Genomic DNA, 13,569 nt, shown 5'->3' on the forward strand with positions numbered 1-13,569 from the left:
AATTTAGTGGAAAGACCCATTTCCCCTCAAAACTTAAATATTTTCGCCAGAGCTTTCATTGAATCTGGAGAGCAGAAATTAGCAAAATGGTTTTTCAGCTTGAGTTTTGCTTCTTCGATGTCGATATCAAGTTCCTCCACATCATGGTTGCTCGTCCAATATGTCATCGTTTCAAACGAAGTGCTGCTCCATCCATTCTTTTCCCCTAGATCGTTTGTTTTCACCTTTGTACCGGAGACCACAATCTCTAACAACCCCTGCAATTCCAATAAAGCGTGATCAAAGGTCTTTTTCTTTTCTTTTTCCTTCATACCTGCTTTTGCTCTCAAAAGCCTCGTATCAATACCTTCTTCCTCGTGAATCAACTTAAACAGCTCTAATGCTTCCCTCGAAACAAGCCCATCATGATACCGCTCTTCCAATGTTAGCTTTGATCCTAGTACAACGTTCACGAATGGCAGTATTTCACTCGAGATGAAAACGGATTTCTTCTTTACGAATTTCCCATAGGCACCGACACCGTCACCCGCAAATTTTACCCGCCATAACCATGGATCCAAATCCGTGTCGGTATGCCAATGCTCCTTAGGCGTGATGCTGTTGAGAGAAGGATATTGAGGAATTAACGGAGCAAGCGGCAAAAAACCTATTTCTTCAATTACTTCAACTGCTTCTTTATATGTATTGATATGATATTCTTTCAATCCAACCCATCTCCCTTTCATCTCTTTTTCACTACTATTCTAACTGAATTCTATGTATATTAAACTAAAATTTTTCAATATTAGAGCAATTGCCGGATCAAATCATTAACTTGAATCATATATATGGTAATATTAGGTAAAGTTAGACAAGCAGGGGGTGTTATGATTGGAACCAAAATGGCTGGATTGGGCTAAACAGCTGCAATCCATTGCACAGGTTGGATTAACGTATTCAAAAGATGTTTATGACTTGGAGAGATTTGAGTTAATCAGAAAGCTAAGTATTGATATTTTAGCCCATCATACAGAATTGGATAAGACAATCATCCGCGATTTATTTGCTAACGAAACCGGTTATGCTACGCCTAAAGTGGACGTTCGTGCTGTTGTTTTTCAAAATGGAAAAATATTAATGGTTCGGGAAAATTCAGATGGGAAATGGGCGCTGCCTGGCGGCTGGGCCGACATTGGACTAGCCCCAAGTGAAGTTGCCGTTAAAGAGGTTAAGGAGGAATCTGGTTTCGATGTAAAAGCAGACAAGCTGTTGGCTGTCATCGATATGAAGTGTCATCCCCATCCCCCTTCTCCTTACCACGTTTACAAGCTGCTCATCCAATGCGAAATAATAGGCGGGCACGCAACAGAAGGGATTGAAACGAGTGGAGTTGGTTTCTTTGCCGAAAACGAACTACCGCCACTCTCAACAGCTCGAAATACAAAATCACAAATTGAGTTGGCTTTTAAATACTTGAAAAATCCTCAGGAATCCGTTTATTTTGATTAAATCTTGATTCTTTCTGAGTTTCATATAACAGCGGAATTGATCTATTAAATACGAAATTAGTAAGTTTATCAGTGAATCAAAAAATCTTCTAAAAAAAATTTGAGTTATTTAAAGAAAAACACCGTTCATTAAAAAGCATAGCTAATACTATTAGGGACAAACTAATGAACAGACCGCCTAATTCATTTTTACAAGCGATAGATTGGAGGAATCTGTTCATATGACGGATATTTTAGAATCAAACGAGTACTCTACAGGCACTTCCATTCAATCTTTTAACATCATTGAAACGAGTGCCAATGCTGCAGGATTTGAAGTTCTTTTGGATATTGATTTAGACAGTGGTTACCAATTAGAGAGTGTTAAACTGAAAATTACACATGAAGACATGGAAGCGTATGAAACAAATGATATTCACGAAGGCGTGAAATATGCTTTAGGATTTTTTGATGATTAATGAGTGCTATCGTTTAGTCCTGGATTTTCATCATTAGGAGGCAATGGCTATGAAAGAATACGAAAAGGCAAATGAAAAAATAAAAAAGAGCAGTAAGCAGAGTCAAGCTGAGGTAACTTTAAAATCAAAAAACAATGTTAAAGGAGATGACCGCCTTTAATGGGGCATCTTCCTTCTTATGTTTATAAGAGTTTTGCCATAGAGAATTCATCAACAAATTCCCCGTCAATTCTAAGCGAATGCCTTTTTGTACCTTCAATCTCAAATCCCATTTTCTTATACAGTGCTAAGCCTGCTTCGTTCCGGGTTACCACCGTTAATTCTAATCGGTGTATTTTATGTTCAATCGCCCACGAATATAATTTTTCAAAAAGATTTGTCCCGATTCCCTGGCCTCTAAAATTTTTTAAAATTCCAATTACAATATAGACCGAATGTTTGACTCTTCTTGCTGTGCCGCCAATCGCAAACAAGTATCCAGCCAATTGATTACCATCTTCCGCTACGAATATGGCGGAGTTCTCACTTTTTTCGAATGTTTCTATCCTTTGTCTTTGTTGTTCGGGGGTAATTTGTCTTTCGCCGGCTTCCATCAGCATGAATTCTGACTCTTCCTCAACCTGCTTTATAAGCCGCACCAAGTTTTCCGCATCCGCGATTCTACTTTTCCTAATGTTCACTTAGAATCTCTCCCTAATACCAACAAAATCATTCATTCGGCCCAAATACTCTATTCCGAATATCCGGAGTCTCCCTTTTCTCCAATCTTTTCATCAAAGTTTCTCGGAATTTCGGTGCAAGTAATTCGCATTCAGAAAGTTCTTGCATAGCCTCAAAATCTTGATTTTTTGAATGAATGATTTGATTGCATCTTTCAACTGTCCATTGCAGAAATGGGCGTTCCACTAATGTAAAGGTTTGGCCTTCCTCCACAAAACCCTCTTGTAAAACGCGATAATACCAGCCGGTTTTCCCTGTATTTTGCAATAGCAACGCCAGGTTTTTCACCCGAAAACGGCGAGCAGGCTTCCAGCACGGCAGCCGTGGCTGCGCAACTTGAACAATGGCTTCGCCAATTTGAAAGGTATCCCCGATCGAAATCGTTTCTTCTATAATATTATTCATGACAAAATTCTCACCCATTCCGCCGGATGAAATTTGATCGAATCCAAGTTCCTTTTGCCAGTAGGTATAGTTCGCAAACGGATAAGCAAAAACGGCTTTTTCAGGACCACCATGGTGCTCGCGATCTGCTTGCCCGTCTCCTGTTAATCCTGTTTTGCCGACCCAGATAGGTCCTTCAATAGGCTCTTTGAAAATGGCGCTTGTCCATTCCCGTTCCATTGGATTTGTAGCTTCTTTGTTACCTACCGTTTTCGGCATACCGACAAAAACCTTTTTAAGTAAAATATGCATTATGATTCCTCCAGAAAAATTTAAGACCTCTAATGTCGTGGTGCCCAAAGAATGATAGAAGCACCAATAATGCAAATGATCGCGCCAATCCAGTCATACATATCTGGTGTCTTCTTATCAACTACCCAACCCCACAAAACCGACAAAAGAATAAAGACACCGCCATAAGCCGCATATACCCTGCCAAACGAAGGAAATGACTGAAATGTAGCGATAACACCGTACAATGCTAGAATGAGTCCGCCAGCTAGTCCCCAGTAAAGAGGTTTTCCATCTCTAAGAGATTGCCATATAAGATAACCTCCGCCTATTTCTGCTATTCCAGCAAGGATGAATAAAATAAATGCTTGTATAATATTGACCACACCTTAAATACTGTTTTATAAAAATAATGTTACCACAAAATAAATCTCGTTTGGATTAATTTCCAATGTCTTCTATAAAATCCTGCATGTTGTCTTTTATTTCCTTCATGGAGTCAATTGTCGCTCCAATATCCCCTTTTATTTCCATAGAGTGGTCAGCATTCGGAATAACCACTACGCGCACCAGTTCATTTTTCTCTAGTAAAGAAAGCCGCTCCTTTATATAGTGAGGATCTTGGTCCCCGATCACACAAAGAGAAGGAAGTTCTGTATTTAAAATAGAATGGCAAACATTATCATCTTTTAAAAGGGGTGTCAACCAGACTCCAACAGAATGATGGATAAAGTTTTTTTGTCTCCACTCAAAGGCCATCGGGATCGTTCCGATTGATTTACTCAACCAAATTTGTTGCTCATATTCTGATTCTTTAAGAACTTCATCGACTACAACCTTCACATCTTCGTACATCCATGCATCTTGCTCTGCTCTTGAGAGTGCTGCAAAATGTTCATTTTTATTGAAATGATAATTGATATGAAGAACATCCATATTTCCCTCTATAGACATGCTTGTTGCATAATGAAAAAGAGGCCGCTGCGTTGAGTAACCTAGTCCTGGTAACATGATGCAAATACTTTTATTTGGACTTTTACTACGAATCCACGTATATGGGATGGTTGAATGTTCATTTCTAACCACTTGTTTTTCAATTAATTCATACATTCGATTTACCTCTCTTCTTTAATACACGCTCTGACCTTGTCCAAACCGACAAAATCACTATTCCCATTCATTCGCTAAAATTCCATAAACCACATGGTCAACGTAATGATCGTATAACCATTCCGCTTGTCTGATACATCCTTCATTTTTAAATCCTAATCTTTCAGGAATACTCCTGCTTTTTTTGTTCTCCACAGCAGCCCTAATTTCAACCTTATTTAGTCCTAACTCAATAAAAGCATATTCAGTTAATGCCTTTGCTACTTTGGTCATAATTCCATTTCCTTGGAACCCTTCGCCAAGCCAATAACCTATGTATGCTGTTTTGTTTGACCAATTAATATTATTAAAACCAGCTACACCCACGATTTCGCCTTTAAACAGAATAACCGTATTCAAACTTTTATTTTCAGAAAAACCCTTTAAACACATTTTTATAAACTCCACGGTGTCTTCAGGTTTTATTGTAAAATCCAGCCAAGGAAGCCATTCTCGTAAATATTCCCTTGATTCATTTGTTAACTTAAAAATCCAATCTGCATCCTTTAATTCCATTAATTTTAAAGATAAATCCTCATCAATTTTGTGCACGAACATTGAGATACCTCCTATCGGTTATTTGCTTTCACTTTTCAGCAATGATAATTTCTATTTATAACTTCTACCATGCTGACTTCTTTATCTTCCTGGCAACAGATCGTATTTAATTTCCTTACGATAGAAGGAATTTGTGCCAAATCCTCAATTATGAAATCTGCTTCCACATCGTTCCACTGGGAGTCTTTTTTCCAAATTCCTTTCATTTCTACCGTTTGTGCAGCTTTTACATCATTTACTGGATGGTCTCCTACAAATATACTTTCTTTAGGTGAAACTTGAAGTTGTTCCAAGGCTCTTAAAAATATTTGAGGCTCAGGCTTTTTCAATCCTTCCCATTCAGATACTAAAATAGTATCAAAATAATGTTCAATTCCTAACGCCCTTATATTATCCATTTGGAACTGCCCTCTACCGTTTGTAATCATGCCAAGCTTAAGATTGTCCCTTTTCAATTCTTCCAACATGCTATGAAGATTCGGAAAAGGAACACAGTTTTTCTGAAATTGACTTATGTAATATTGTAGTAAACCTTCCCAGGTAGTCCCCGCAATTTCAAATTCATCTACTAATTGTTGATACACTTTATCCTTCCAAACATAGCCACGGTTATCTAGCTCTATGAATCTTGCTATGTAAATCTCTTTTGGGATATGCCCTAACCAAGTTTTCAGTCGGACGTATTGATTCTCAATAAATTTTTTAACCGATTCATCTCGATTTAACAATGTTCCATCTAGATCAAATAGGACAGCCTTAATCATTCTGCACGTTCTCTTCCTTAAAATCATCAAGAAATCGATTAAATTCCTTCTTAAACAAGTCAGATTCCTCCAAAAACGGGTAATGATTACTTTTATAAAAAATAATAAGTCTAGAAATTGATATGAGCTCATTCATTTCTAATGAATATGTCAATGGACATTGGACATCATATTTTCCACATATGATTAAAGTTGGTGTTGTTATAAGCTTTAGTTTTTTTGTTACATCAAATAGCTGTATTTCCCTACTAAAATAGTTCATTCTGGATGCTGACATTTTCTTGCTAACATTTAATACAAATAGTTCTTGATACCTTTCAGGATTAAATAAAGATAGTTTTGTCCTTTCAATCGAAAGTTCTTTTCTTTTTTCTTTGGATAAATCAGACCGTTTTAGTGCTTCAATTAACTCTTGCATTTTCCCAAATTGGGGATGTTCTGGATGATAAATACAATCAGGGGAAAAAGTCATATACTCTCTTGCGGCTGCTCCTACGATCACATTAAATAGCAAACTATTAGAACAATAAATCCCATAAATAATTCCGATCATTCCACCGGTTGAATGACCCGCAAATCCCCACTTTTCAAAACCTAATGCTTCTCTGATCGCCTCTAAGTCAAATACTGTTTCCAGCATACTTAGTTGATAAGGATCTGAAGCCTTTTCTGAATTTCCAGCTTCTCTTAGGTTTACTAAATATACTTTGTTAGTGTTTATAAACGTCTCTGCAAAATAATCGCCTGTCTCATTAAATTCAGAGTAATTGTGTGTTATACAAAGAGGCGCGCCTTCACCTTTTATAAATACTTCAAAATTCCCACGAGAAGTGTGTATTAAATTTTTATTCCAGCCGGTCATAACAGCTCTCCTTTTCATCATTTAATTCCATGCATCCATACCTCTTGTTTTTCTTGGGTGTGGTGATACATTACTGCCGGATAGCTATCTAACCACCTGCGACTTTTCTACGATGACGTAGAAAATTTGATTTCAGCAATTTTTCCTTTTTTCAAAAAACCAATATTTTGATACACCTTATTGGATGTGGGATTTTTAATATCAGCATAGAGCATCGGCACTAGTTTTTCAGTTTCTATGATGCAGCATAGCTCAGCAACGAGCGCACTTGCATAGCCCTTTTTACGATGTTCGTCCGGAGTATAAACGGTATTAATCCGTGCATGTCTTGGCGAGCGGTGAGAGATATTCGCCATCGAGACTGGCTGATCATCCACCATCCAATGATACAAACCACCTGCATCTACCATTGTTTTCGCCTTATCTAACTGGGTATTCGGCTCCACTTTGGTACCTAATGCATCATTTAAGAAGCCTGCCAAGTATTCAGCAATAACCACTACGTTTTGCTGGGTTGCTTTTTGGAGTTTGCCAGTTACATTTACTGGTTTGATCACTTTCGGACAATGGTAAGCCTCTAACGTCATATCTGAATAGAAGGGAATGCCATTTCTATTTGAAAAAACTTCTGCAAACATTGCTGTAATCTCAGGTTCACTCGAAATTCCTGGTAATGAAACTCCTTTTAAATGGATAGCTAATTCTTCGATCATCGATTTTCGTTCCACTTTTGCCACTTCTCTTGAAATCCATAGCCATCCATTGTGTCCAGGTGTTTGGGCAAAAATCATTTTTCCATCAAAAGTTTTCAAACATAAAGAATCGTTGCTTTCACTTATAAGGTGAATAAGATTGTATTGAACCTCATCAGAAAAAAAAGAAGTTCCTGCTCCTATTGCTGCATCATTTGGATCAAGTCTCGTAAACATACCCTATACCTCCAGGAATTTTTTTCTACTTAATTCTCTATAGAGGATGAACATACCTTCTTGTGAATGTTTGATTTTTCATTTAGGCTTTGTTAATAATCATTGTTGATTATTTACTCAAAAAATTAATATCAACAGTGGTATCCAAAAAGAGGTTAGAACCTATTTAAACTACCGTTTTTCGTTTTCATTCTGGTTTCGGTCACTTAGAACCTTATAAGCTACCGTTTTCTCGTTTTCAGTTTGATTTCGGTCGCTTAGAACCTCTATAAGCTACCGTTTTTCCGTTTTCATTCTGTTTTCGGTCGCTTAGAACCTCTATAAGCTACCGTTTTTTCGTTTTCACTTTGTTTTCGGTCGCTTAGAACCTCTATAAGCTACCGTTTTTCCGTTTTCATTCTGTTTTCGGTCGCTTAGAACCTCTATAAGCTACCGTTTTCTCGATTTCACTTTGTTTTCGGTCGCTTAGAACCTTTATAAGCGACCGTTTTTTCGTTTTCATTCTTTTTTCGGTCGCTTAGGACCTCTATACGCTACTGTTTTTTCACTTTCCCTCTATTTTTGGGAGTTTAACATGAGTACCGTGCAATGATCATAAAGGTAGTCCAAAGAATCCAATAATTGACTGAAAAATTGTTCGGTGATAGATTAGTAAAAAAACAAACTTTTGATCTCAAATACTTATCTATCTTTAAGAGGAATTTCGGAAGCAAAGGGGGAGCACGTATTGTTCGAGGACCAAGATTATCCAAATCCAAAACGTGACAATAGTCGTAGTAATTTGCATGCTGACAGTGAGAACTGCTTCGGCTTGTGTTGTGTTGCACTTCCTTTCGCAGCTTCGGCAGATTTTGCGATCGATAAAGATGCTGGCAAGCCCTGCCCTAATCTGCAATCAGACTTTCGTTGCAGCATTCATAAAAGCCTCAGACAACAGGGGTTTAAAGGATGTACCGTTTTTGAATGCTTTGGCGCAGGACAAAAGGTTTCCAAGGTCACCTTCGGAGGCGTCGACTGGCGTGAAGATCCAGAAATGGCGTCGGAAATGTTTAATGTGTTCCCAATTATGCACCAGCTACATGAGATGCTCTGGTATCTGACTGAGGCTCTATCTTTAAAAGCGTCTCGTCCGATTCACAAAGAGCTTAGCTACGCGCTTGATGAGACAGAACGTCTTTCTCAACTTAGTTCTAATTCACTCATGGAACTAGACGTTCCATCACACCGAGCAGCTGTAAATGCACTACTTTTAAGGACAAGCGAACTAGTGTGGACAGAGTCATGTCGCCAGCAGAAAAATTCCAAAAGAAGTAAGAGAATCGACCATCAAAGAGCTGATCTTATCGGTGCCAATCGTAGAGGAGCAGATCTCAGAGGCGCCAACCTAAGAGGAGCATACCTTATTGCTGCTAACCTTCGCGGCGCCGACTTGAGAGCTGCTGACCTTATCGGTGCAGATTTACGAGATGCCGACCTTAGAGGCGCAGATCTCACAGAGAGTATTTTTCTCACTCAAGTTCAAATTAACTCGGCGAAGGGCGATGCACACACAAAATTACCTTACTTACTTTCTCGTCCGACACACTGGTCTGCTTTGAGCAAAAAACAAATTTAATAACTTAAAAGAATCCCAATTTCTCTGAGATTGGATTTTTTTATAAAGAAGTTCCTTTATCTAATTAAATTAACTTTTTTACAAATAAAACTCTGTCCTGATTCGGCCCATCGTAGTTTGTATGAGCGAAAACATCGTCTAGTTTTTTATCTCCATCATCAATTACAAAACCCATCTTGGTATGATAGGCAATTGATCCTTTGTTCACAGGGGACGTTACACAACAGACAATCTTTCGATTATATTGTTTAATGATCTCGAAAAAATGGTTATATAGATTTTTTCCAACATGCTTCTCGCGATGTTCGGGATGAACACCCACAAAATGGATGTATGCCTCGTTTGAATATGTTTGTGATAGGAATCCAATTAGGAAACCTATTATTTCTCCATTCTCTTCAGCAACGAAACTTGTATCTGAAAAGTGGTCAAAAAATAATTTTGGTAACTTATCAGCCATTTGCCTTCCACCCCACCACTCGTTAATAAGTGGGGAGATGGTGTAGTAATCTGAACTCTTTACTGAACGAATTTCCATTGAAACCTCCTACACAACCGTAATTTATTTTTGAATTAACTCTTCCACAACTAAATTTTTCCATGGTATAATATTGACAAAATAGATGCTGAAATTCACATAATTGTAAAACATTATCATCTATTGTTCGTATGATTAATAAACCATTCCAAAAGGAGGAGGTAATATGGATATCGGTGTAACTATCATCATTTCTGTACTAGTTGCTTACTTTTTGGTTATGATTTGGTTTCAGTATAAGAATATTGCCGAAACAAAGATGAGAATGAAGAAAACAAAGCAATCCCACAATGAAATGTATGAAAAAATGTCCTTTGAAGAACAGGAGCTCCAATATAATCTACAAGGGAGTCTCCTTAATCTGCCATCCAATATTGTCGCCATGATTCTTTACAAAATCCTCCATTGGCATAAAAAATAGCAATCAATGGCATGATCACCCGATTGGATGTCATGCCATCTTGATTAATTTATTTAAACAGCTTTTTGATCAATTTAAAAATATCAAATGTGGTTCGATTGTAGACTTTATTATAGGCATACTTTTTGGGATTCCTAATCCACCCATAACCTCTAGGCATTTTCAGTCCCGCCCGATGGACAACCTGTCTTTTTATGCTTGTTCTAGCTGAAATTCTCTTCTTTAAGCTTGGCTTTCGCATTCCGATTTTCATGAGAACGTCCCCTTACGCTTTTGTATATATCTTCCTTTCTATATTATAAGTTTTTCCAATCTAACTTACAGCGTTTTTCAGCATTCTGTTGCAAGATCTCACTCCTGCCCTTATCTCGCAGGACAAACTAAACTTTTAGCTTGATGATATTTATAAATTTAATAATGATCCTTAGGATTATATAAAGTAGCAAAATACAAAAAATAAAAGCTAGAATATTAAATTCAGTTTTTACAAAATAGCTAGGAAAAAATAAAAGGAATCGGTTATGAGGAATTGGCTCGTAACTTCTAAACCATATAAAATTCAGAGGAAATCCTATCGAATAAGTGTGATTATTAATTTGTTTCGCGGGGCTTAGAAAAATGGATAAAACAGAAATAAATAAACTTAAAAATAATAATTTATTTTTTAACACCAAACTTCTTCCCTTCTTTCCCTTAGAATTTTACAACACAATTAAATGTTATGCATTTTTTCTCAATTCAATGAATCTACTTATATTGTAAGAATAAAAATTTGGGAGGTTGACTAATGAAGAAATTATTAGCTCTTGTTTTTAGTTTCTGTCTGATGTTTTTGCCATTTATTAGTGTAGAAGCAGCGTCAAATCCAACTTCCAAAGACCTTCAGGCCAAATTTAAAGTTTTACAAACAAAGTATAATATTGAACAAGTTGACATCCAAACAATTCCAAAGGATAAAATACTCCATTTTAACAGCATGGAAGAATTTCAAAACTTTGTCGAGGACTTAAAAAGCCACCCTAAAGATTTCAGCAAAGAAATTTCAGTAAGTACTGAAAAATCACCCAATTTAGGAATTCCGTTTTCTATTAACCAGAATACTGTAACTCCGATGGTCACAGCTAATTATTATGATTCTGACGCTATTTCCTGGTGGGCACCCTTTTCAGGATGGGGAATGACTGGGTTAGCATGCTGGCATAATGTTGCATTTGATTATCAGTGGTATTGGTACTATGGCCATCCAAGATTTCAGGATAGTAGTGTTGCAAATATCGATTCATATTTAACTGGTTTAAATGTTGCATGGTGGCAACAGACAAGTAAGAGTTATAATCTTACTACTACGTACTACACGAACGATACTGCTAGATTCAGGATATATGGTAACTATGTTCTTGGTGTTGATATCAGTGGGTTTACACTCGGCGCTAAAATCTCAGACAGCTGGACTTGCAGCTTACGAATATATTGATATGTAAATAAAATGATAAACAAGGAGGGGGTCCCAAAAGTTTTAAGGGCACCTCCTTTTTATTAATGGTCTGTTAAACTTTGTACATATAGTGGTGCTTGTCACCTTTTGGGACAGCCTCTTTTGTTTATCTCGCTCATCATTATAAATAGCACTTGAATTTTTGCCATTCATGATGCCGAGTTTGATTCCACTTTCCTAACGTAAAATCCCTTGCAGTGTCTTATCTTCATCCAAAAACTGCAGTGCTTTCTTTCGATAAACTTCATCGTGTAAAAAGGTGTATCGATTCGGTTTGATTGAAGGAGCCATTTCAATAGCTTTACGGAATTCCTCTTTTTTCAAGTCAAGCCCTTTTACATAATCAAAAAAGCCTGTCCTCGTAAAGATTTTCATCATCCGCTCCGCCCGATGCTCCTGCACATTGGCCATAATATAGGTTGCCATTCCTACCTGGATTCCGTGCATTTGCGGTTGCACAGCAATTTTATCAAGGGCATGGGAAATAAGATGCTCAGATCCGCTGATTGGGGAACTGTTCCCGCTAATGACTGTTGAGATTCCGCCTAGCGTGAGAGAGCTGATTAGTTCTTTTAATAAAATAGGGTCTTTAATATTAGACATGGGCGTGCGAATAAAGCTATTTACTGCTTTTTTGCTAAGCATATAGGCGAAATGATTCACCCGTGTCGCTTCATGTTTCTCCTCAAACTCCCAATCATAAAGCGCTGTGATATTAGACATTAAATCACCAATCCCAGCCAGGATAAAGCGCTCGGGAACATGTTGAATAATATCCAGATCAGCAATAATCCCATATGGAACCTGAGCTGGAACTGTCGTTTTCTTTTTATTCACAACAAGGGAGCAATTGCTGCTAGCAAAACCATCATTGGAGGCAGCAGTTGGAATGCTAAGAAACGGACTGCGGCGTGAAAAAGCTATATATTTTCCATAATCAATAACTGTCCCACCGCCCATGGCAATCACCACATCAAAACGCTCCATTTCAAACGCTCTTTGAATCAAGTCCTGAATATCTAAATCTGGCGGCATTAAGATCGGCTTGATTGTCGCTATAGAAATAGAGTCAAGAATATCCTGCCGATAGGTTTCATAGGTAAAATCATCGAATAGAAACACGACATTGCTAAAGCCATGCTGCTTCAATAATCGATCAAGATTATAAATAGAACCTTTACCAATCTCCAAAATGGCAGGAATCGGGACACTTGTTACAGGTGCCATCATTCAGAAAGCACCCCTTTTTCTACCATGAAAGTTTCCACTTCTTTAAAATCATCAACGGGGATAAATGGCACTTTTTGTTCACGAAGCATATCTTGCAAACCATTTTTTGCAAATGTGAAATCCGCATATCTAGCAGGATGGGAGTCTGGCTCACTATCACCACAAAAATAAACGACTTCATATTCTTCCTTTAATTTTTGAATAACCTTGGCTTTGTCAATTCCATAGCGTTCAGAGAAATGCCACTCATTTGGATCAATGTCCATATGGACGTTTCGATCACGGAAGGCACCTCTGTTGGAAAAAACCTTTACGTTTTCCACTCCATATTTTTTTAATATATGTTCAATATAATAGTTGGTACCTGCACTTAAAATATAGAAGTCCGCTCCGGCCTTTTGGACCTTCTTGATAAAATTCGGCACGTATTCATCGATGGGAATGGCTAAAATATCCTCAATCAATATTTCTTCCTCTTGATTAATCGATTTGAAAACTGTCGCCAAAAAATCAATATCTTTTAGCTCGCCTGCACGCCACTTTTTAAAAAGCTCTCTGCCTTCAGGGAAATATTTATCCATCATCACTATGTAAAAGTCCTGCTTTGAAATCGTTCCATCAAAATCGGAAACAAACGCCCATTTTTTCACTGGCTATTCCTCCATTAC

18 protein-coding genes are annotated in these 13,569 nt (G+C 37.6%); 5 read left to right on the forward strand and 13 right to left on the reverse strand.

The features are described 5' to 3' along the window. Window positions 1–26: 26 nt before the first annotated feature. A complete protein-coding gene (locus BN1082_RS09765) occupies window positions 27–704 on the reverse strand; it encodes an AlkZ-related protein (protein WP_090633796.1) in 678 nt (225 codons plus the stop codon). Between the two features lie 166 nt (window positions 705–870). Between BN1082_RS09765 and BN1082_RS09770 the strand changes: the two genes are divergently transcribed. Together BN1082_RS09770 and BN1082_RS09775 are read left to right on the forward strand one after the other, a co-directional pair. Further along, the gene (locus tag BN1082_RS09770) at window positions 871–1,488 is read left to right on the forward strand and encodes an NUDIX hydrolase (protein WP_090633799.1); all 618 of its coding nucleotides are present in this window, start codon (window positions 871–873) and stop codon (window positions 1,486–1,488) included. A 202-nt stretch (window positions 1,489–1,690) separates the two neighbouring features. Continuing rightward, a complete protein-coding gene (locus BN1082_RS09775) occupies window positions 1,691–1,945 on the forward strand; it encodes a hypothetical protein (protein ID WP_245640376.1) in 255 nt (84 codons plus the stop codon). A 182-nt stretch (window positions 1,946–2,127) separates the two neighbouring features. Here the strand turns inward: BN1082_RS09775 and BN1082_RS09780 are convergent, their stop codons facing one another. The 8 genes from BN1082_RS09780 to BN1082_RS09815 all read right to left on the reverse strand — a co-directional run bounded on the left by BN1082_RS09780 (window position 2,128) and on the right by BN1082_RS09815 (window position 7,602). Further along, on the reverse strand, window positions 2,128–2,625 hold the full coding sequence (locus BN1082_RS09780) for a GNAT family N-acetyltransferase (protein ID WP_090633803.1): 498 nt from the start codon (window positions 2,623–2,625) through the stop codon (window positions 2,128–2,130). A 28-nt stretch (window positions 2,626–2,653) separates the two neighbouring features. Beyond that, window positions 2,654–3,361 carry an MOSC domain-containing protein gene (locus BN1082_RS09785; RefSeq protein ID WP_090633805.1) on the reverse strand — a complete coding sequence of 236 codons (708 nt, stop codon included), beginning with the start codon at window positions 3,359–3,361 and terminating at the stop codon, window positions 2,654–2,656. 29 nt (window positions 3,362–3,390) lie between these two features. Then, on the reverse strand, window positions 3,391–3,717 hold the full coding sequence (locus BN1082_RS09790; protein ID WP_090634926.1) for a YnfA family protein: 327 nt from the start codon (window positions 3,715–3,717) through the stop codon (window positions 3,391–3,393). A 64-nt stretch (window positions 3,718–3,781) separates the two neighbouring features. Then, window positions 3,782–4,450, reverse strand: a complete 669-nt coding sequence (locus tag BN1082_RS09795) for a hypothetical protein (protein ID WP_090633806.1) — start codon at window positions 4,448–4,450, stop codon at window positions 3,782–3,784. A 57-nt stretch (window positions 4,451–4,507) separates the two neighbouring features. After that, on the reverse strand, window positions 4,508–5,047 hold the full coding sequence (locus BN1082_RS09800) for a GNAT family N-acetyltransferase (RefSeq protein ID WP_090633808.1): 540 nt from the start codon (window positions 5,045–5,047) through the stop codon (window positions 4,508–4,510). A gap of 35 nt (window positions 5,048–5,082) precedes the next feature. Continuing rightward, entirely contained in the window at window positions 5,083–5,811 is a 729-nt protein-coding gene (locus BN1082_RS09805) for an HAD family hydrolase (protein WP_090633810.1), read from the reverse strand. Then, a complete protein-coding gene (locus BN1082_RS09810) occupies window positions 5,804–6,673 on the reverse strand; it encodes an alpha/beta fold hydrolase (RefSeq protein WP_090633812.1) in 870 nt (289 codons plus the stop codon). Before BN1082_RS09810 ends, BN1082_RS09805 begins: the two co-directional genes overlap by 8 nt. Before the next feature lie 107 nt (window positions 6,674–6,780). Then, a complete protein-coding gene (locus tag BN1082_RS09815; protein ID WP_090633814.1) occupies window positions 6,781–7,602 on the reverse strand; it encodes a GNAT family N-acetyltransferase in 822 nt (273 codons plus the stop codon). A gap of 727 nt (window positions 7,603–8,329) precedes the next feature. Here BN1082_RS09815 and BN1082_RS09820 point away from each other — a divergent pair. Continuing rightward, window positions 8,330–9,217: a pentapeptide repeat-containing protein gene (locus tag BN1082_RS09820; protein ID WP_090633816.1), complete on the forward strand. Its 888-nt coding sequence runs from the start codon at window positions 8,330–8,332 to the stop codon at window positions 9,215–9,217. Window positions 9,218–9,281: 64 nt separating this feature from the next. Here BN1082_RS09820 and BN1082_RS09825 read toward each other — a convergent pair whose 3' ends face one another. Next, window positions 9,282–9,755, reverse strand: coding sequence for a GNAT family N-acetyltransferase (locus tag BN1082_RS09825; protein ID WP_090633818.1), 474 nt, complete (start codon window positions 9,753–9,755; stop codon window positions 9,282–9,284). A 166-nt stretch (window positions 9,756–9,921) separates the two neighbouring features. Between BN1082_RS09825 and BN1082_RS09830 the strand changes: the two genes are divergently transcribed. Continuing rightward, window positions 9,922–10,176: a DUF3949 domain-containing protein gene (locus BN1082_RS09830; protein ID WP_090633820.1), complete on the forward strand. Its 255-nt coding sequence runs from the start codon at window positions 9,922–9,924 to the stop codon at window positions 10,174–10,176. Between the two features lie 49 nt (window positions 10,177–10,225). Here the strand turns inward: BN1082_RS09830 and BN1082_RS09835 are convergent, their stop codons facing one another. Further along, the gene (locus tag BN1082_RS09835) at window positions 10,226–10,429 is read right to left on the reverse strand and encodes a hypothetical protein (protein WP_090633822.1); all 204 of its coding nucleotides are present in this window, start codon (window positions 10,427–10,429) and stop codon (window positions 10,226–10,228) included. 534 nt (window positions 10,430–10,963) lie between these two features. Here BN1082_RS09835 and BN1082_RS09845 point away from each other — a divergent pair. After that, window positions 10,964–11,650, forward strand: a complete 687-nt coding sequence (locus BN1082_RS09845; protein ID WP_090633825.1) for a hypothetical protein — start codon at window positions 10,964–10,966, stop codon at window positions 11,648–11,650. A gap of 198 nt (window positions 11,651–11,848) precedes the next feature. Here BN1082_RS09845 and BN1082_RS09850 read toward each other — a convergent pair whose 3' ends face one another. Next, window positions 11,849–12,901 carry an iron-containing alcohol dehydrogenase family protein gene (locus BN1082_RS09850; protein WP_090633827.1) on the reverse strand — a complete coding sequence of 351 codons (1,053 nt, stop codon included), beginning with the start codon at window positions 12,899–12,901 and terminating at the stop codon, window positions 11,849–11,851. Beyond that, window positions 12,898–13,551 (reverse strand): MtnX-like HAD-IB family phosphatase, encoded by a 654-nt coding sequence (locus BN1082_RS09855; protein ID WP_090633829.1) that lies wholly within the window; start codon window positions 13,549–13,551, stop codon window positions 12,898–12,900. The genes BN1082_RS09850 and BN1082_RS09855 overlap by 4 nt, the downstream gene beginning before the upstream one ends. Window positions 13,552–13,569: the final 18 nt, after the last annotated feature.

The sequence above is a fragment of the Neobacillus massiliamazoniensis genome, assembly GCF_001048695.1.
In the GTDB taxonomy this organism is placed as follows: domain Bacteria; phylum Bacillota; class Bacilli; order Bacillales; family Cytobacillaceae; genus Neobacillus; species Neobacillus massiliamazoniensis.

Excerpts from the sequence above, each read along its gene's own strand:
- BN1082_RS09785 (WP_090633805.1), bottom strand. The coding sequence starts at position 3,361 with ATGCATATTTTACTTAAAAAGGTTTTTGTCGGTATGCCGAAAACGGTA.
- BN1082_RS09795 (WP_090633806.1), bottom strand. The coding sequence starts at position 4,450 with ATGTATGAATTAATTGAAAAACAAGTGGTTAGAAATGAACATTCAACC.
- BN1082_RS09800 (WP_090633808.1), bottom strand. The coding sequence starts at position 5,047 with ATGTTCGTGCACAAAATTGATGAGGATTTATCTTTAAAATTAATGGAA.
- BN1082_RS09805 (WP_090633810.1), bottom strand. The coding sequence starts at position 5,811 with ATGATTAAGGCTGTCCTATTTGATCTAGATGGAACATTGTTAAATCGA.
- BN1082_RS09810 (WP_090633812.1), bottom strand. The coding sequence starts at position 6,673 with ATGACCGGCTGGAATAAAAATTTAATACACACTTCTCGTGGGAATTTT.
- BN1082_RS09815 (WP_090633814.1), bottom strand. The coding sequence starts at position 7,602 with ATGTTTACGAGACTTGATCCAAATGATGCAGCAATAGGAGCAGGAACT.
- BN1082_RS09825 (WP_090633818.1), bottom strand. The coding sequence starts at position 9,755 with ATGGAAATTCGTTCAGTAAAGAGTTCAGATTACTACACCATCTCCCCA.
- BN1082_RS09830 (WP_090633820.1), top strand. The coding sequence starts at position 9,922 with ATGGATATCGGTGTAACTATCATCATTTCTGTACTAGTTGCTTACTTT.
- BN1082_RS09835 (WP_090633822.1), bottom strand. The coding sequence starts at position 10,429 with ATGAAAATCGGAATGCGAAAGCCAAGCTTAAAGAAGAGAATTTCAGCT.
- BN1082_RS09845 (WP_090633825.1), top strand. The coding sequence starts at position 10,964 with ATGAAGAAATTATTAGCTCTTGTTTTTAGTTTCTGTCTGATGTTTTTG.
- BN1082_RS09850 (WP_090633827.1), bottom strand. The coding sequence starts at position 12,901 with ATGATGGCACCTGTAACAAGTGTCCCGATTCCTGCCATTTTGGAGATT.